This is a genomic window from Paenibacillus sp. BK033 (assembly GCF_004345425.1).
Lineage (GTDB): Bacteria > Bacillota > Bacilli > Paenibacillales > Paenibacillaceae > Pristimantibacillus.
In genome coordinates, this window is record NZ_SLVP01000002.1 from 195,851 (window position 1) to 213,395 (window position 17,545).

A 17,545-nucleotide genomic window follows, 5' to 3' on the forward strand; every position below is an offset into this window, starting at 1 on the left:
TGATATCTCCTCCGCTTCAACCAATTTCTTCCACGATAATATTATGATTCGTATAAACGCATATGTCGGCAGCCGTCTCCAGCGCTGCTCTTGCGATATCCTTCGCTTCCATATGGGAAGCATGCTTCTGCAGTGCCCTTGCCGCGGAGAGAGCATAGTTGCCGCCCGAGCCAATGGCCAGGATGCCGTCATCCGGTTCTATAATTTCCCCGTTGCCTGAAATCAGAAGAAGGCCGGTCTGATCCATAACCAGCATCAGCGCTTCGAGTTTGCGGAGAACGCGATCGGAGCGCCAATCCTTCGCCAGCTCAACAGCCGCACGCTGAAGGTTTCCGTGATGCTCCTCCAGCTTCGCCTCAAACTTCTCGAATAACGTAATCGCGTCTGCAACCGATCCGGCAAAGCCGGCAATAACTTGCCCGCGGTATAAACGGCGAACTTTTTTCGCTTTATTTTTCATCACGACGCTGTTCCCGAAGGTCACCTGACCATCTCCGGCAATTGCTCCTTTACCTTCGTGACGCACCGCGCAAATCGTGGTGGCGTGAAATTCCATCTCCATCTCTTCGCCCTCCTATAGCTTGCAGATATTAAAGTTCAAGTGTATGCGGCTGCACTGCCCTTGTAGGAAGCAGCATCCGACTCGACTGTTTATACGTTCAGATGATCGAAATGTTCCTTCTTGAATCGTTCCAGGCTGTCCAGCGCGCGGTTCGCAATCGCTTCGTTCTTTTCCTTCTTGTTGCGGATCCGGTTCTCGAGCGGCGGGAACAAGCCAAAGTTCGCGTTCATAGGCTGGAAATGCTTGAAATCCGCCGTTGTAATGTAATGGGCCATGCTACCGAGCGTCGTATCCTCCGGCAGCACCAGAGGCTCCAGTCCGCGGGAAAGTCTCGCCGCGTTGAAACCGGCAATCAGGCCGGAAGCAGCGGATTCCACATAGCCTTCAACGCCAGTCATTTGACCCGCGAAGAATAAGGTACTGCGGTTCTTGAGCTGATAAGTCGGCTCCATTACCCGAGGCGAGTTAATGAAGGTATTGCGATGCATCACGCCATACCGCACGAATTCCGCATTCTCGAGACCCGGGATCAGGGAGAATACCCGCTTCTGCTCGCCCCATTTCAAATGCGTCTGGAATCCTACCATATTGTAGAGAGTACCTGCCGCATTATCCTGACGAAGCTGGATAACGGCATGCGGAAGTTTGCCGGTATGCGGGTTGACAAGGCCAACCGGTTTCATTGGTCCGAAGAGCACGGTCTGCTTGCCGCGGCTGGCCATCACTTCGATTGGCATGCAGCCTTCGAAATAAACTTCCTTCTCGAAATCTTTTAACGCAGCCGTCTCCGCCGTCGTCAGGGCCTCATGGAAGATCTCGAACTCCTCTTCGGTCATCGGGCAATTCAGGTAAGCCGCTTCCCCCTTGTCGTAACGGGACGCCAGATATACCTTGCTCATGTCAATGGAGTCCTTCTCGATGATCGGAGCCGCCGCATCATAAAAGTAGAAGTATTCTTCGCCAAGCAAGCTGCGGATCTTCTCAGAAAGCGCAGGCGCAGTCAAAGGACCCGTTGCGATGACAACAATGCTGTCCTCCGGGATGTCCGTTACTTCTTCCGTGCGTACCTCTACAAGCGGATGCTCGTGAAGCAGACGAGTTACTTCACCCGAGAAGCCGTCACGGTCAACCGCAAGCGCCCCGCCCGCAGGTACGGCGTGACGATCCGCGCTGCCGAGAATCAGAGAGTTCAGGCGGCGCATTTCTTCCTTCAGCACGCCTACGGCATTGGAGAGTCCATTAGCGCGCAGGCTGTTGCTGCATACGAGCTCCGCAAAGTTTTTGGTATGATGGGCAGGCGTTTTGGTCTCGGGACGCATTTCGTATAAAATGACAGGCACTCCTTGGGATACGATCTGCCATGCTGCCTCGCTTCCCGCTAGACCTGCTCCGATTACGATGACTGGTTGTTGAACTGACAATGTAAAGACCTCCAATATATGCTAACACGGCAGTGAAAACACAGCTGTCCTCCCTGCGTCAGGGAGGACTGTCGTGTCGCCGCGTCTGTTTCTTTAGTTTAGGCTTGCTCTTGCTCGTCTTCCGTAATCTCTTCCGAATAATCGCAATTCGGGCATTGCAGCTTCGCGCCGCTGCGGTTTCGTTTCTCGACAAGCATCGAATCGCAATTCGGGCAAGGCTTGTTCGTCGGCTTATCCCAGGACACGTAGTCGCAGGTCGGATAAGTATCGCAGCCGTAGAAGATCCGTCCTTTTTTGCTGCGTCTCTCGATGATTTTGCCCTCGCGGCATTTCGGACAGGTTACGCCGATATCCTTGACGATTGGCTTCGTATTGCGGCAGTCCGGGAATCCGGAGCAGGCAAGGAACTTGCCGAAGCGCCCCATCTTGTACACCATATGGCGGCCGCATTTCTCGCAGATTTCATCCGATACCTCGTCTTGAATCTCGACTTCCTTCATTTCTTCTTCGGCGACCTCAAGGCGCTTCTCGAAAGATTCGTAGAAGTTAGAAAGGACTTTAACCCAGTCCTCCACCCCATCCTCAACATGGTCGAGATCCGTTTCCATCTTCGCCGTAAATTCGGAATCCAGAATTTCGGGGAAAAATTCCTCCATCATCTGATTAACCAATTCTCCCAGCTCGGTAGGAATAAACTTTTTCTCTTCGATCGCTACGTAACCGCGTTTCTGGATCGTTTCCAGCGTTGGCGCGTACGTACTTGGACGTCCTATGCCAAGCTCCTCCAGCGTCTTGACCAGCCTTGCCTCGGAATAACGCGGCGGCGGCTGCGTGAAATGCTGCTTCGGTTCAATGGAATCCGAGGACACGACATCGCCGATCGCAAATGGCGGAAGGAATTTATGCTCTTCCTCCGTGCCATCGTCATTGCCCTCTACATAAACCTTCATAAAGCCTGCAAACTTGATTTTCGATCCGCTCGCACGGAATGTGGCATCGCCGGAAGCGAGGTCTACCGTCATTGTATCAAGCACGGCGGAAGCCATCTGGCTGGAAACGAAACGTTCCCAAACCAGCTTATACAAGCGGAATTGATCGCGGGAGAGGAACGGCTTCATCGATTCCGGATCACGGAGCGTCGATGTCGGCCGGATCGCTTCGTGGGCATCCTGCGCGTTGCTGTTCTTCTTCGTGTAGACGCGCGGCTGCTCCGGATAGAACGACGGGCCGTATTTTCCTTCAATATACTCCTTCGCTTCTTCCTGGGCAACCGGAGAGATTCTTGTCGAATCCGTTCTCATATAGGTTATAAGACCAACGGTCCCTTCCTTGCCTAGCTCGACGCCCTCATACAGCTGCTGGGCAACGGACATCGTCTTGGAGGCACGGAATCCGAGCTTGCGGGCTGCTTCCTGCTGCAGGGAGCTTGTAATAAACGGTGGCGCCGGATTGCGGAGACGTTCTTTCTCCTTCACTTCAGCTACCTTGAACTGATTGCCGGACAGGGCCGCAAGAACCGCCTTCATCTCATCTTCGTTATGGAGCTCACGCTTCTCGCCTTTTATCGAATGGTATTTTGCTTCAAACGGCACACCCTGCTGGGTAAGCTTTGCCGTAATGGACCAGTACTCTTCCGGAATGAAAGCATCAATCTCGTTCTCCCGGTCGATAATCAGCTTCACGCAAACGGATTGTACGCGTCCGGCGGACAATCCCTTCTTAACCTTCTTCCAGAGCAACGGACTAATCTTGTAACCGACGAGACGGTCAAGAATACGTCTTGCCTGCTGAGCGTTAACAAGATCCATATTGATCTTGCGCGGCGTTTTGAAAGCATCCTTAACGGCTTGCTTCGTTATTTCATTAAATACGACGCGGCAGGTATCTGACTCGTCCAGCTCCAGATAATGAGCCAGATGCCATGCGATCGCTTCTCCTTCGCGATCGGGGTCGGCTGCAAGAAAGACATGTTTGACCTTTTTGCTCGCATCCTTCAACTCTTTTAATACGCTGCCCTTGCCGCGGATCGTAATATATTTCGGCTGGAAGCCGTTTTCCACTTCGACGCCAGTCTGACTTTTTGGCAAATCGCGAATATGGCCCATCGATGCTTTAACGATATATTTGCTGCCCAAATATTTGCCGATCGTTTTTGCTTTGGCCGGTGATTCTACGATTACTAATGAATCTGCCACATTAGGCGCCCCCTCTCTCACTACGTGTTACAACGCTATATAAACTGCCCCTGGCTGTTGCTCGATTTTCCGTTTTATACATAAATTTATCAGAAGTGCGCTTAAATGTCCAAAAGGGATCATCGTAAGCTGGTGCAATTCGTTAATTGTAAGCGGACGATCGCGCAGCAGATCGATAACTTTCTGCTCCTCGGCATTCATGCTAGCCGCAACGGCAACCGTCGGCTTGGGCTTTGCCAATGCTGCAAGCTTCTTCTCCAGCCATCCGTATTCCTCGAGAATATGATCGGCGCTGCTGACCAGCTTCGCGCCTTCGCGGATCAGACTGTTTGGACCCTCGCTCTTCAGCGATGAGATCGGACCGGGTACGGCAAACACATCCCGCCCCATTTCGAGCGCCTGATCTGCCGTAATTAGCGAGCCGCTGCCCTTCGCCGCTTCCACCACGATCGTCCCCAGCGACAACCCCGCTATAATGCGGTTGCGAAGCGGAAACATGCCAGGATGAAGCGGCGAGCCCACCGGAGACTCCGACAGAATCAATCCTTCCCGGATAATCTGCTGGTAGAGCGAACGGTTCTCGGGCGGATAACAATGATCAACCGGACTAGCCAGTACGGCAATCGTGCTTCCAAAGCCCCGCAAAGCGGCTTCATGCGCCTTGCCGTCAATCCCCCTGGCGAGACCGCTCACTATGGTCAATCCTCGCCCAGAAAGCTCCTCAGACAGCGCTAATGCGGTATGCCGGCCATAGGCGCTGGGATTTCTGGTTCCTACGATCGCAATCGAGGGTCGCTTCATGAGCTCAACCCTCCCGAGAGCGTACAGTACCCAAGGCGGCTGCGGGATCCGTCGTAGTTCTTCCGGATACTCCTCATCGTAAGGTGTGATCACCGCCGCACCAAGCTCCTGCGCCTTGAGATAAGGCGCCCCGGGCCAATCATAGGGCTCGTTCCAACGTCTGGCCGCAGCCATTGCTTGCGGGCGTCCAAATCCGATTGCCATCCAATCTGCAACGCTTTCGCCATCCACGCTCTCCCAAGCTTTGCGGTCAACCGCTTTCTGAACGGTATGCCAACCAATGCCCGAACATTCGTGGAGCATGATAATCATTTGCTTACATTTATCAACATTTAGCGTCATTCTAACCGCATCTCCCTTGGGAGGATCGGCTTGCATTCCTTCCTATTGTGCGTTACATGGCAAAAGAATGCAAGTCGACCCGGAATTTTATGAAAAAAAAAGCAACCTTTCAAGCCCAAAACGGGCTTTGAAAGGTTGCTTACCTTTAATGCTTCATTAATATGCGATTGTTTAATTAGGCTTGAGCTACACCGGTTGTGCATTTCTCAAGCAGGCCTTTTTCTTTAAGCACCGATACAAGCGTCGAGCCCATGTCGGAAGGCGTTGGAGCCACTTTGATTCCGCAAGCTTCCAAAGTAGCGATTTTTTCTGCGGCCGTGCCTTTACCGCCGGAAATAATAGCGCCGGCATGACCCATGCGTTTGCCTGGAGGGGCCGTAGCGCCGCCAATGAAGCCTACAACAGGTTTCTTCATGTTGGCTTTGATCCATTCGGCAGCTTCTTCCTCTGCCGTACCGCCGATTTCGCCAATCATGATAACGGCGTAAGTATCCGGATCTTCGTTGAAACGGCTCAGGATATCGATAAACTCGGAGCCTTTAACAGGGTCGCCGCCGATACCAACCGCGGAAGATTGACCGATGCCGCGAGTCGAAAGCTGATGAACCGCTTCGTAAGTGAGAGTTCCCGAGCGGGAAACGACGCCTACATGGCCTTTTGTATGAATGTAGCCCGGCATAATGCCGATTTTGCATTCGCCTGGAGTAATAACGCCCGGGCAGTTAGGACCGATCAGAGTCGTTTTGCTGCCTTCCATGTAGCGTTTTACTTTAACCATGTCCAGAACCGGAATGCCTTCCGTAATACAGATGACCAGATCAAGACCAGCGTCTACCGCTTCCATGATCGAGTCAGCCGCGAATGCAGGCGGTACATAGATTACCGATGCTGTTGCGCCGGTAGCCGCTACCGCTTGCTCAACCGTATTGAATACCGGAAGAGAAACAACGTTACCGTTCTCCAGCGTAATATCGACGTTAGTGCCGCCTTTGCCCGGTGTTACGCCGCCAACCATTTGCGTGCCGTAGTCCAATGCGCCTTTCGCATGGAACAAACCAGTTGCGCCTGTAATCCCTTGCGTGATTACTTTTGTGTCTTTATTGACCAAAATGCTCATCGAATTTCACATCCCCGTTAATGAATTCGTACTATTTGACGAGATTAACGATTTTTTGCGCGCCGTCTGCCATGGAGTCAGCCGCAACAATGTTTAATCCCGATTCGTTTAACATTTTTTTGCCAAGCTCAACGTTAGTGCCTTCCAGTCTAACAACCAACGGACGGTCCAGGCCAAGCTCTTTCGCAGCAGCAATAACGCCTTCGGCGATAACGTCGCAACGCATAATGCCGCCGAAGATATTAACGAAAATACCTTTCACGTTCTCGTCGGACAGGATGATCTTGAACGCTTCCGTAACTTTCTCTTTCGTAGCGCCGCCCCCTACGTCAAGGAAGTTGGCAGGGTCGCCGCCGTAGTATTTGATGATGTCCATCGTCGCCATTGCAAGTCCGGCGCCGTTAACCATACAGCCGATGTTGCCTTCGAGGGCAATGTAGCTCAGGTCGTATTTCGATGCTTCGATCTCTTTTGCGTCTTCTTCTTCCAGGTCGCGAAGCGCCACGATATCTTTGTGACGGTAGAGCGCATTGGAATCGAAGTTCAGCTTAGCGTCAAGCGCCATAACGTTGCCGTCGCCAGTAACAACAAGCGGGTTGATCTCGGCGATGGAGCAATCTTTGTCAACGAACGCATTGTACAGAGCGATCATAAATTTAACCGCTTTGTTAACAAGCTCGCTAGGAATGTTGATTGCATAAGCAAGTTTGCGTGCTTGGAACACTTGCAGACCGATTGCAGGGTCAATGACTTCCTTGATGATTTTCTCAGGCGAGTGAGCTGCTACTTCTTCAATCTCCGTGCCGCCCTCTTCGGAAGCCATCATTGTTACGCGGCCGGTGCCGCGGTCAATAACAACGCCTACATAGTATTCTTTCTTGATGTCGCAGCCTTGCTCGATAAGAAGACGTTTAACTTCTTTACCTTCCGGGCCAGTTTGATGAGTAACGAGCACTTTGCCAAGAATCTCGCTGGCATATGCGCGAACTTCATCGATGTTTTTCGCTACTTTAACGCCGCCCGCTTTACCGCGGCCGCCAGCGTGAATTTGCGCTTTTACAACGACCACTGGAGTACCCAGTGCTTGCGCCGCTTCTACCGCTTCGTCAACGGAGAAAGCTACCTTTCCTTCTGGAACAGCAACACCGTACTGTTTCAGGACCTCTTTGCCTTGATACTCATGGATATTCATTGTTAGAAATCCTCCATTTCACAGACTCAACTTCAGTCATATGTACACAAACCTTAATCATTGTAGCATTATTTATGCCATATTTCGACCCTTCGGGTTTTGGTTTTTTGATATGGATTTGATCTCAAAATGAGATTAAATCACCGACGGACTAGAGTAGTATGCCCTATTTTTTTGAAGAATTCATACTTGTTTTTCCAATATTGACAGACTTGTCTTTTTTGCACTATGATGATTTTACGATAATTTTATACGACGAGATTCGGACGTGAGGAAGCACCTTCATCCTATTTTTGGAGGTGCTCTTTTTTATGTTCAGTTTAATGCATAGCAGCAGCGTTCTAGGAGTCGAAGGAAAAGCCATTTCCGTGGAAGTCGATATTGCCAGCGGTTTGCCGCAGATCAGCGTTGTCGGGCTGCCCGACCCTGCCGTCAGAGAATCCGTTGAACGGGTCCGCGCAGCGATTAAAAACAGCGGCTTCACTTTTCCGCTTGACCGCATAACGGTAAATCTGGCTCCGGCGGATTTGCGCAAGGAGGGCACTGCCTTTGACCTTGCGATCGCAGCGGGTATTCTAACCGCCAGCGGCCAACTGGAAGCAAAACCCTTCGAGCAATCGATGCTCATTGGAGAATTGTCCCTGAATGGCGATATCCGTCCTGTGCCCGGCGTTTTGGCTATGATCGAGCAGGCTAAGCGTTCCGGCATCCGGAAGGTGCTGCTGCCGCTGGCCAATGCCAAAGAAGCCGCATGGATAACGGAGATGGAGCTTTATGCGGTAACCCATCTGAAGGAGCTCTTAACGCAAAATAAAGATGCCGAAGCCTGGTCCGCAATCCGGTTTGACGCTGCTGCAAGCAGGGCGCTTGCCTCTGCTGCAGCCGCGGCAGAGCATGCTGTCGACTTTGGAGACTACAGCGACGTGTACGGGCAGCAGCAAGCCAAGCGCGCATTGCTTATCGCCGCGGCCGGCAAACACAATATCTTGTTCGCGGGACCGCCCGGAACCGGCAAAACGATGATGATCCGTCGTCTCCCCGGCATCCTTCCTCCTCTCACCGAAGAAGAAGCGCTGGAAGTGACCAAGATTTACAGCGCGGCTGGCAAGCTGTCAACCGACGCGAAAGGTCTGATAAGGATCGCTCCCTTCCGCTCACCGCATCACACGATTTCGGCCGGAGGGCTCATAGGCGGCGGTTCGGTGCCGAAGCCCGGCGAGGTGACACTCGCCCATCATGGCGTGCTTTATCTCGACGAGCTGCCGGAATTCTCCAGAGCCGTGCTTGAGGTATTGCGCCAGCCGCTGGAGGACGGAATCGTCACCATCGCGAGATCCCGAGCCGTATTTCATTTCCCGGCCAGGCTTATGCTGGCCGTGTCCTTTAATCCGTGCCCGTGCGGATACGCTGGCCATGAAACGGCCGAGAAACGCTGCACCTGCAGCGACTCGGCGATTGCCAAATATAAAAGCAAGATGTCCGGCCCTCTTCTTGACCGGATCGATATCCAGCTCGAAGTTCCTAGACCGTTAGAGCCGGCGGGCGATCCGGCAAGTCCTGCCGACATGACCACCGCCCGAATGAGACAGCTTGTGCTTGAGGCGAGAGCCAGAAAAGAACGGCGGGATGAGGAGCTGGGGCTAACCAAAACGCCGGCACGGCTCTCCGGCAAAGCGCTCAGGCGCTCGATTCTAATGAAGAATGAAGCTTTCGAGCTGCTTGACCAAGCGCTAACGGTGCTGAATATCAGCATGCGCGCCTATGACCGTATATTGCGGCTGGCAAGGACCATTGCGGATGTCGAAGGAAGCGAATACGTGGAAGATGTGCATGTGGCGGAAGCGATTCAATACCGTAGATTGGATCTATAAAAAAGACGAAAGCGGCTTTCCACCGGATAGGTTAGAAAGCCGCTTTTATATGTTTAATTTCGCTGATGGAATCATCGCGATTCATGGATACCGCGATTACATCAAACCGCATAGGCGGATAGTTTAATTGTCGCATCCGCAAATAAACCTGTGCGACTAGCGCCACCTGCTGCTGCTTTCGGCGGTCTACGGATTCGGCCGCTGTCCCGAATCGTCCTCCCGCTCTTCTCGTCCTTACTTCGACAAATATGAGCGTATCATCGATGGAAGCGATAATATCAATCTCTCCGGAACGGCAGCGCCAATTCCGCTCGATGACGGTATAGCCTTCGTTCTCAAGATATCGGCATGCAGCCGTTTCGCCGGCCAATCCGGTTTGCCTTCTTCGGTCCTCACTCATCCAAATCCCTCGCTCTCTGGTCGGAACGATATACAAAGCTCAAGACCTCGGCGACCAGCGTATAGAGCTCGGGCGGAATCGATTGGTCGACATCCAGCTTGGACAATACTTCCACAAGCGAAGAGTCCTGCTGCACCGGCACATGATGCTCTGCCGCCTGCTCCAATATTTGCTCCGCCAAATAACCTCTCCCTTTGGCGGTTACCACCGGCGCTTTGTGCACCCCAGGCTCGTATTTCAACGCTACGGCCTTTTTAACCGTCCTCTTCTCCTTGCCGTTCTTCTGTTCCGGACTCATGCCCTTATGTCGACTCCTTTATAACGCGTGTTTACGAATTGAGCCGGATCCGGCATGATCCGTTTAACCCCTTCCCCCTCATCGCTATCCGCTCTTGTTGGAGTTGCGCGAAGGGACAGCAATTGATAGCCTGCCTGATTAAGACTTGCCGTAATTTCCGTGCGGGCGGAGTCTACGAGCGCAGCTATTGCCGGATGGTCGTTCCATAACGTCAGGCTGACGATTTTGTCCATGACGTTAACGTCAACCAAGGTAGGACCTAGCGTCTTCATCGACAGATCGAATAATAGACGGCAATTTTCCGCGTCCAGCTGGCCCTGACGCCCTCTTCTCGTCTGAATATGAACGGAAGCGGTCTGATTTCCATCCGGACCGTTAAGGGGCACAAACATGGTAAGATGAGAGAAAACAGCACCGTTGCGCTCCGGCGACAACAGCAGCTGCTGTCCCGTTATCTGCTGGACGAGCTGCTGCGCGGTTTCGCGTAGGGCTGGCGGTGTGTCGCTGGAAGCGGCAATGGCAAGCAACGTGCTTTTTAACGATTCCTGCGCTGCAGGCTTGTTATCCTCCGCTTTCACCAGGTCCGTTGACAGATGCTGAACGGTAACTTGCGGCTCGCGGAACCGATCGTTTTGGACAACTTTATGGTCTTTGTCGCGAGGGGCAGCAGCGTCCGCCTGTTCGGGCTGCTGCCCTGCCGCCTGCTCCTGCTGCGTATTCGGGCTTTGGCGCGTTTCCAGACGCCCTTCGGCTGCCTGTCGGCGAGTAAGCGAATCTGCCACGCCATTGGCGCTGCGCGTAACAATTGGTTCATCTGCAGTTACGCTGTCGTTAACATGGCCATTGCCTGCCATAGGCGTATCCTGTTCTTGAGGCTGAACAGACCCTTGAGCAGGCGGAACCGGTAATTGCTTCGACAATTGATTCTCATAGTCGACGCCCATCCATTTCATCATCTGGCCGAGCCAGTTGCCGGATGATGACGTGCTGCCGCCCGCAGCCGCGCCCGGGCGGGCGCCTTGCGGCTCCGCGCCCTGCTCCGCGGGCTCCGCCGCGGACGCTTGCGCTGCCGCAGCAGGCGCGGCTTGGCTGCCCGCGCCTATGCCTTCGGCGCGCTGCGCTGCCGGCGCCCGCGGCGCGGCTGCCGCGGGCGGCTCCGCCGTGGCCGCGGCGCTCTGCAGCGCCGCGCCTTCGGCGAGCAGCGCAGCCAGCCGCGCGGCCAGCTGCGGCAGCGCCTGCGGCCCGCTGGCGGCACGCGGCGCGGCTGCGCCCGCATCATCGCCAAATGCTTCGCCGGCGATGGCAGCAAGCTGCTGCTGCAGCGTATCCAGCAGTTCGTGCGGCGGACGCCCGAACATAACCTGCTGCAGCGCTCCGACCGTGCCGCCGGACATCGGCAGCCCGCGCTTCAACCCCGCCGCCGCCGCTTGCATCCATTCCTCGGCATTCGCACCCTGCGGCATTGCCTCGGCTGCCGCCTTCAGCGCCGCAAACGTGTCACGGCTCATCGTCACGCCGTCTTTTCTAAGATCCTTCAAGATGTTACTTGCCCACTCCTGATCGGGCAGGCCGCTTTGCTTCAGCCAATCCTTCAGAGCATCCTCCAGACCCGCCTGATTCTCCACCTGCTTCAGCACAAGCAGGCCGCCGGCGGATTGCGGCTGTACCTGCAGCATCGCAAATTTGCCCGGCTCAAGCGGAAGCTCGAGAACCGCGCGAACCTGCACGCCGTTTATCTGAACCGTTGCTTCGTTATTTTCCAACAGCTGCAGAACCAAACCCCGGACAACCTGACCCGGCTTCAGCTCCAGCTTGCGGGTATCCCCGCTGCCGGACGACTCTCCCAATAATCCTCTTACCAACTGTCCAATATTCATTCGGTCACCTTCTTCATCTGTGGCATAAGCTGAAACGACACAACGCGCATTTTAGTTACCCTATTTATCGGTAGATGAGCGCTTCTTCTGAAGAACAACGCAGCGACTTTCTGCATGCTCCTGATCTAAATAATTCTAAGCTCTCCGCCGTTCCCCGAAAAAAAAGACAGCGTATCGCTCCATTGCGAGCAGTACGCTGTCTTTCCAGCACCATATTAAGAAAATTATTTTAAAATAGCTGTTGTTGCTCCACGAATATTTTACCCAAGAAAGATTTGCGGTGAAGCGGACTTGCACCGTATTCGAGCAGCCGTTCCCGGTGCAGCTTGGTTGCATAGCCTTTATGTATCGCAATTCCATACTCCGGATAAAGCCGCTCCCATTCTTTCTCGCACAGCCGGTCTCTTGTCACCTTCGCGATAATCGAGGCGGCGGCAATCGACTGACTGGTGGCATCCCCTTTTATTATCGCTAGCTGAGGCTTCGGCAGGTCTACCTTTTCCGCGTCCACTAGCAAATAATCCGGTTCCGTCTTCAGCGATTCCAGCGCGATCTTCATGGCAAGCCTTGCAGCCTGCTTGATGTTGATTCGGTCAATGGTCTCGGCATCCACGCGAGCCGCAGCCCACGCCATGCTTTTGTCAACGATGATGTCGTAGAGCTCGTTCCGCTTTTTCTCCGACAGCTTCTTGGAGTCGTTAACGCCTTCAAGAACAAGATGAGGCGGTAAAATAACCGCTGCGGCCACAACGTCGCCAAACAGGCAGCCTCTGCCTACCTCATCCACGCCGGCAATGGCGGAATACCCTTCATCCCATAATCTCTGTTCGTATTCCAGCACGTTTATTGCTCCCCCGGTCTGCCTGCAGCCGCAGGGAACGGTGCTTCCAGCGTTATGCGGCCAAGATTGCCTGAACGGAGCTCCCGCAAAATAATGCCGGATACTTTCTCCAAGTCCACTTGCCCCCCGCTTACGAGGCAGCCTCTGCGGCGGCCGATGTCTTCCATAATCCTTACCACTTCATCCGACTCCGATGGATCGGTTGGGGCTTTGTCCAGTTTGAAACGCTCCTGAAGCGCCGGCCAATAACGCTCGGCAAGCTCGCGAACCGCGAAAAACGCGATATCCTCCACGTTCAGGATCTGCTCTCTGATCGCGCCCGTCATCGCAAGACGGTAGCCAACGAGTTCATCCTCGAACTTCGGCCACAGAATGCCCGGCGTATCGAGAAGGTCCATGTCGAAGGTTGTTTTGATCCACTGCTGTCCCTTCGTAACACCCGGTTTATCTCCCGTGATCGCGATGTTGCGGCCAGCCAGGCGGTTGATCAGCGTCGATTTGCCGACATTCGGGATACCGACGATCAGCCCCCGAACGGCACGAGGATTCATCCCTTTCGCCACCTGACGTTCGATTTTCTCCTGCAATATTTCCTTGGCCTTCACCGGAATATCACCGACGCGCGTGCCTGTCGACGAATCGACGGCTACCGTTTCATGACCTTCGTATTTGAAATAGTCGATCCATTGCTCCGTCACCCTCGGATCGGCTAAATCCGACTTGTTCAAAACAATCAGCCGCGGCTTGCCGCCGAGTATCTCATCAACCATCGGGTTGCGGCTGGAAAGCGGAATACGCGCATCCAATAGCTCAATGGCAATATCGATTAGTTTAAGCTTCTCTTGAATTTGCCGTTTTGCCCGGGTCATATGACCGGGAAACCATTGAATGGTCATTTCCTCACCTCATTGCAACATTACCAGTGCACTTTGTAGCGCTTAATGATGCTGATTTTATTTAATGGCCAGAACATGGCGTCTGCACGGCCGATAACTTCTTTTTCGGATACAAAGCCGATGTCGCGGCTGTCCTGGCTGTTTCCGCGATGGTCGCCCATTGCAAAAATCTTGCCGTCCGGAACAACGGATTCCGAAACGTTCGCGTTCGGGAAGTCCGGTCCGGTATTGTACAGCTCGCCGTTCGCATGTGCCGCTTCGATAGCTTCTTTAATATAAGGCTCATCAACCTTCTGATCGTTAACGAACACGTCGTCGCCCACAACCTTGATCGTGTCGCCCGGTACGCCGATAACCCGTTTAATGAAATCGCGTCCTTGATCAGGCACATGGAACACCACGACTTCTCCGTGATGCGGCTCGCGGATTTTGAAAATCAGCTTGTTGACAATCAGGCGCTCACCCGTATAGAAGTTAGGCTCCATGGAAGGTCCTTCAACGATAAATGGCGAGAACAGAAACGTACGGATAATAAACACGAGAATGACCGCGATTGCGAGCGCTTTAATCCAATCTACAATTTCCTTGTAAGCTCGTCCGCCTTTTTTAGCGTCAGCGGGTCCTGATGTATTCAGTACAGATCCATCGATTGCTTCTGATTGCTGATTCGAATCTTCATTATGTTGTTGTGAATTCACCAGTACGCCTTCTTTCCATTCTATAGTGTCCCTATTCGTACATAGCAAGTCATGTCAAAATAACGAAAAGGAGCTTGTTTGAGCAAGCCCCTCTTGTCGTTTGATCTTAACGAATTTCTTTAATTCTTGCAGCTTTACCGCGCAGTTCGCGAAGATAGTACAGTTTCGCGCGACGCACTTTACCGCGACGAGCAACTTCAATTTTCTCGAGTTTTGGCGAATGCAGCGGGAAAGTTCTTTCCACACCGACACCGTACGAAATTTTGCGAACTGTGAAAGTTTCGCTGATTCCGCCGCCGCGACGTTTGATTACAACGCCTTCGAACAACTGAATACGCTCGCGCGAGCCCTCGATAACTTTAACGTGTACTTTCAGCGTGTCACCAGGACGGAAGCTAGGAAGGTCTTGACGAAGCTGTTCCTGAGCAATCGTTTGTAAAAGATTCATTGTAGTTTCACTCCTTCCACCATAGACGTTCTTAATAGCTCTTTCTGCTCCTATGAGCAGCGTCATCACTATTAGCGGACCGCCCGATTAATACGAACAACATTTGAAATTTTATCACAGCGTAGAACATTTTTCAACCTAATATTCCGTATTGCCCGCAAAAATTCTATTATTTCTTCAGTATATCCAAAAGATAAGCAATATACACGTTTAATCCATTATATATAGCCTATTTCATGGACTTCCGAGTTATATGCCGTTTCTGCCGCATAATTCGCAATTGCCCTTCGTTCAGACCTTGAGCGCAGGCCGCGGAATTGTTACGACCTCTTCGGACAGGGAGTTCTTTTTACGCGCGCCTATTTAATAGATTCGCTACATCTGCCGTTTCTATCAAATTTCAATATGCATACCTTGAAGTATTGCTGTGACAGCAATGATTTCTCAGGAAAGGAGGTCATGTCTTGATGTCGATCCGCAAAGTAAAAAAAGGGACATGCCGTCCACGGTCGTTTAAGTCCGCTTTCAAAGCCGTCTCTGCAAAAAATCAATCCATCGGCAGACCGGAGTTTGGCGTTACGGTAAAGTATGGCAAAGTTATCTTTGATGCGGCAAACGAATATAACCCCGTCACTTCATCGTTTATGCCAAAGCATGACGGCGTCTACTCTCTATTCGGCAGCATCCTTTACCGCAGAGGCTCGCAGGAGCCGGACGAGGTACAGCTTCTTCTTACCGTCAACGATATCGTTGTTTTTGCCGGCAGCAAAGTCATTCATTCGGACCGCGAGATTATTGCGGCGGCTGCCGTCAAAAGACTCCGCAAGGGAGACAAAGTCAAATTATCTGCTTCATCCCATGTCTCCGGCGGCTTCATTTTAAAGGGAGGCTCCACTCGTTTCAAAGGAAAAAGAATTCGTTAAGGGGGAGGTTACGGACGATGAGTAATAGAGAACAAGAAGTAAAAACTTTGGGTTACGGCTGCCGTTCTTACGCCAAAAAAACCGGATACGGCTTCTGCAAGAAGAAAAGCAGCTCCAAAAAGAAAAGCGGTTACGGCTGTAAATCCGTTAAATGCTGCAAACCTGTCAAATGCTGCAAACCCGTTAAAACTGTCAAATGCGTTTGCAAGCCGGTTCATTCCGCGCCTGAAAATAAGGCGAAAAAAAGGGATCCTGAAATCGGCTTTCCATGCCATTTCGAGCAACATCCGGAGCATTGCAGCGAACCATCTGGTACAAGCTGCATCTAAATAGGGCAAAAAAACCGCCTGCTCGGCCTTATAGGCTGTGCGACGGTTCTTTTTTATGTCGATTGATTTTTCTGTTGAAGGTTCAGCCACTTGCGTTCCTTATCCGTCAGCTCTGCCTTATCCAGCAGATCCGGACGGCGCTCAAGCGTCCGGAGCAGCGACTGCTCGCGTCTCCAGGCGTCAATCTTGGCATGATTGCCGGAAACAAGCACATCCGGGACTCCCCAGTCCCTGAATACGGGCGGTCGCGTGTAATGCGGATATTCCAGCAGACCCGTGCTATAGGAATCCGTGACTGCGGAAGTCTCGTTGCCTAGCACGCCGGGAAGCAGCCTAACGACGCTGTCGATAACGGCCATTGCCGGGATTTCTCCGCCTGTCAGCACATAGTCGCCAATCGACAGCTCATCGGTTACCAAGTGCTCCCGAATACGTTCGTCGTAGCCCTCGTAATGACCGCAGATCAGCACAAGATGCTCTTCCTTTGCCAGCTCTTCGGCTTTCTTTTGCGTGAAGGATTCGCCTTGCGGGCACATCAGAATAACGCGGGGACGAGCTCCGCTCTCCTTCTTGGCCATCAAATCCTCTACAGCGGCAAATACGGGTTCGGGTTTGAGGACCATTCCGCCTCCCCCTCCGTACGGATAATCGTCAACCGTGTTATGCTTGTTATTGGAGTACTCGCGGAAATTAATCGCTTCAAGCGATACAATTCCTTTTTCTTTAGCTTTGCCCAGGATGCTCGCGCCAAATACGCCGTCGAACATCTCCGGGAACAGCGTCAGCACATCGATACGCATCATGAGATCAGCCCTTCCAGCAACCGTACGGTTACCGTTTTGTTTGCCACGTCGACCTTCAGCAGGACATCGTCAATAACCGGCAGGAGCAGCTGCTTTTTCTTTGGCATATCCACGACCCATACATCATTCGCGCCGGGGCGGAGAATCTCCGAGATTGTGCCAAGCTCTTCGCCGTCTTCCGTTAATACCCGGCAGCCCATGATTTCATGGTAATAGTATTCGCCATCTTCGAGCTGGTCCAATTCTTCCTCGGCGATTTTCAGCGTCCAGCCCTTGTATTTCTCAGCCTCGTTAATGTCGTAAAAGCCCTTCAGCTTCAGGATAAACATCCCTTTATGCTCCCTGGCGCCGGTTACCTCCACTTCGAGCTTTTGTCCGCTGTCAGGGTGCTGCAGGGACAGCTTGCTTCCGCTCGCAAACCGGGTTTCGGCGAAATCCGTCTGGGGCAATACTTTAACTTCGCCGCGCAGGCCATGCGTATTCACAAGCTTGCCGACATTATAATATTTTTTGCTCATCGTATGTAACCAC

Annotated in this window: 18 protein-coding genes; 2 read left to right on the forward strand and 16 right to left on the reverse strand. The window is 52.7% G+C overall.

Annotated elements, in window-relative coordinates; all coding sequences use genetic code 11:
- Positions 1–16 precede the first annotated feature (16 nt).
- The 6 genes from hslV to sucC form a co-directional block, all read right to left on the reverse strand.
- Positions 17–562 (reverse strand): ATP-dependent protease subunit HslV, encoded by a 546-nt coding sequence (gene hslV / locus EV294_RS08105; protein WP_132305657.1) that lies wholly within the window; start codon positions 560–562, stop codon positions 17–19.
- Between the two features lie 89 nt (positions 563–651).
- Positions 652–1,983 carry an FADH(2)-oxidizing methylenetetrahydrofolate--tRNA-(uracil(54)-C(5))-methyltransferase TrmFO gene (gene trmFO, locus EV294_RS08110; protein ID WP_132305659.1) on the reverse strand — a complete coding sequence of 444 codons (1,332 nt, stop codon included), beginning with the start codon at positions 1,981–1,983 and terminating at the stop codon, positions 652–654.
- Between the two features lie 98 nt (positions 1,984–2,081).
- A complete protein-coding gene (topA, locus tag EV294_RS08115; protein WP_132305661.1) occupies positions 2,082–4,178 on the reverse strand; it encodes a type I DNA topoisomerase in 2,097 nt (698 codons plus the stop codon).
- Positions 4,179–4,205: 27 nt separating this feature from the next.
- Complete coding sequence (dprA, locus tag EV294_RS08120) at positions 4,206–5,321, reverse strand: DNA-processing protein DprA (RefSeq protein ID WP_132305663.1); 1,116 nt, start codon at positions 5,319–5,321, stop codon at positions 4,206–4,208.
- A gap of 175 nt (positions 5,322–5,496) precedes the next feature.
- Positions 5,497–6,438, reverse strand: a complete 942-nt coding sequence (gene sucD, locus EV294_RS08125) for a succinate--CoA ligase subunit alpha (RefSeq protein ID WP_132305665.1) — start codon at positions 6,436–6,438, stop codon at positions 5,497–5,499.
- Between the two features lie 31 nt (positions 6,439–6,469).
- Positions 6,470–7,630 (reverse strand): ADP-forming succinate--CoA ligase subunit beta, encoded by a 1,161-nt coding sequence (gene sucC / locus EV294_RS08130; protein WP_132305667.1) that lies wholly within the window; start codon positions 7,628–7,630, stop codon positions 6,470–6,472.
- A 311-nt stretch (positions 7,631–7,941) separates the two neighbouring features.
- Between sucC and EV294_RS08135 the strand changes: the two genes are divergently transcribed.
- Complete coding sequence (locus EV294_RS08135; protein WP_132305669.1) at positions 7,942–9,501, forward strand: YifB family Mg chelatase-like AAA ATPase; 1,560 nt, start codon at positions 7,942–7,944, stop codon at positions 9,499–9,501.
- A 31-nt stretch (positions 9,502–9,532) separates the two neighbouring features.
- On the opposite strand, the gene EV294_RS08140 is transcribed toward EV294_RS08135, so the two are convergent.
- The 7 genes from EV294_RS08140 to rplS all read right to left on the reverse strand — a co-directional run bounded on the left by EV294_RS08140 (position 9,533) and on the right by rplS (position 14,959).
- Positions 9,533–9,901: a YraN family protein gene (locus tag EV294_RS08140; protein WP_132305671.1), complete on the reverse strand. Its 369-nt coding sequence runs from the start codon at positions 9,899–9,901 to the stop codon at positions 9,533–9,535.
- Entirely contained in the window at positions 9,894–10,199 is a 306-nt protein-coding gene (locus EV294_RS08145) for an EscU/YscU/HrcU family type III secretion system export apparatus switch protein (protein ID WP_132305673.1), read from the reverse strand. Before EV294_RS08145 ends, EV294_RS08140 begins: the two co-directional genes overlap by 8 nt.
- Positions 10,196–12,076, reverse strand: coding sequence for a hypothetical protein (locus EV294_RS08150; RefSeq protein ID WP_132305675.1), 1,881 nt, complete (start codon positions 12,074–12,076; stop codon positions 10,196–10,198). Before EV294_RS08150 ends, EV294_RS08145 begins: the two co-directional genes overlap by 4 nt.
- Positions 12,077–12,305: 229 nt before the next feature.
- Positions 12,306–12,917 carry a ribonuclease HII gene (locus tag EV294_RS08155; protein WP_132305677.1) on the reverse strand — a complete coding sequence of 204 codons (612 nt, stop codon included), beginning with the start codon at positions 12,915–12,917 and terminating at the stop codon, positions 12,306–12,308.
- Positions 12,918–12,919: 2 nt separating this feature from the next.
- Positions 12,920–13,813 (reverse strand): ribosome biogenesis GTPase YlqF, encoded by an 894-nt coding sequence (gene ylqF, locus EV294_RS08160; RefSeq protein ID WP_132305679.1) that lies wholly within the window; start codon positions 13,811–13,813, stop codon positions 12,920–12,922.
- 20 nt (positions 13,814–13,833) lie between these two features.
- Positions 13,834–14,511 (reverse strand): signal peptidase I, encoded by a 678-nt coding sequence (gene lepB, locus EV294_RS08165; protein ID WP_132305681.1) that lies wholly within the window; start codon positions 14,509–14,511, stop codon positions 13,834–13,836.
- Positions 14,512–14,617: 106 nt separating this feature from the next.
- Positions 14,618–14,959: a 50S ribosomal protein L19 gene (rplS, locus tag EV294_RS08170; protein WP_132305683.1), complete on the reverse strand. Its 342-nt coding sequence runs from the start codon at positions 14,957–14,959 to the stop codon at positions 14,618–14,620.
- Positions 14,960–15,426: 467 nt separating this feature from the next.
- Between rplS and EV294_RS08175 the strand changes: the two genes are divergently transcribed.
- Complete coding sequence (locus tag EV294_RS08175; protein ID WP_132305685.1) at positions 15,427–15,882, forward strand: C1q-like domain-containing protein; 456 nt, start codon at positions 15,427–15,429, stop codon at positions 15,880–15,882.
- Between the two features lie 8 nt (positions 15,883–15,890).
- Here the strand turns inward: EV294_RS08175 and EV294_RS08180 are convergent, their stop codons facing one another.
- The 3 genes from EV294_RS08180 to rimM are packed head-to-tail and all read right to left on the reverse strand — an operon-like array spanning position 15,891 to position 17,532.
- A complete protein-coding gene (locus EV294_RS08180) occupies positions 15,891–16,301 on the reverse strand; it encodes a hypothetical protein (protein ID WP_132305687.1) in 411 nt (136 codons plus the stop codon).
- Complete coding sequence (trmD, locus tag EV294_RS08185; protein WP_132307141.1) at positions 16,265–17,011, reverse strand: tRNA (guanosine(37)-N1)-methyltransferase TrmD; 747 nt, start codon at positions 17,009–17,011, stop codon at positions 16,265–16,267. Before trmD ends, EV294_RS08180 begins: the two co-directional genes overlap by 37 nt.
- Positions 17,011–17,532, reverse strand: a complete 522-nt coding sequence (gene rimM / locus EV294_RS08190; protein WP_132305689.1) for a ribosome maturation factor RimM — start codon at positions 17,530–17,532, stop codon at positions 17,011–17,013. Before rimM ends, trmD begins: the two co-directional genes overlap by 1 nt.
- Positions 17,533–17,545 lie beyond the last annotated feature (13 nt).